The organism is Siccirubricoccus soli, from assembly GCF_024178315.1.
In the GTDB taxonomy this organism is placed as follows: domain Bacteria; phylum Pseudomonadota; class Alphaproteobacteria; order Acetobacterales; family Acetobacteraceae; genus Siccirubricoccus; species Siccirubricoccus soli.
Map to the genome: position 1 here is coordinate 1 of NZ_JAMZIK010000004.1, position 374 is coordinate 374.

A 374-nucleotide genomic window follows, 5' to 3' on the forward strand; every position below is an offset into this window, starting at 1 on the left:
CGCAAGGCGATCTCGGCCAACTTGCGGTCATGGATGTCGTCGAGCGTGCCGTACCAACGGATGATGCTGCCGTCCTCGGCGCGGAGCGGGGTCGCGCGTGCGTGGATCCAGCGATAGCTGCCATCCCGCAGGCGGTAGCGGTACTCGGTCGAGAAGGGTTCACCAGTCTCGGTAGCGTGACGCCATTGCCTAGAGGTTTCAGCTACATCCTCGGGGTGAAGGGCAGCGGCCCAGGCCGTTCCGAGGGTCTGCTCAGGCGTCAGGCCCGTCTGTTCATACCAACGCGACACGACATCGACGATCCCGCCCTGCGGGTCCGCCGACCAGGCGATGAGGGGGCTCAGCTCCACGGTCGCGCGATAGCGTGCCTCGCG

At 66.6% G+C, this 374-nt stretch carries 1 protein-coding gene; it reads right to left on the reverse strand.

The genetic code is table 11. The features are described 5' to 3' along the window. The coding region (locus NJ376_RS00390) for a PAS domain-containing protein (protein ID WP_252951230.1) at nucleotides 1-374 on the reverse strand (374 nt) is incomplete at both ends.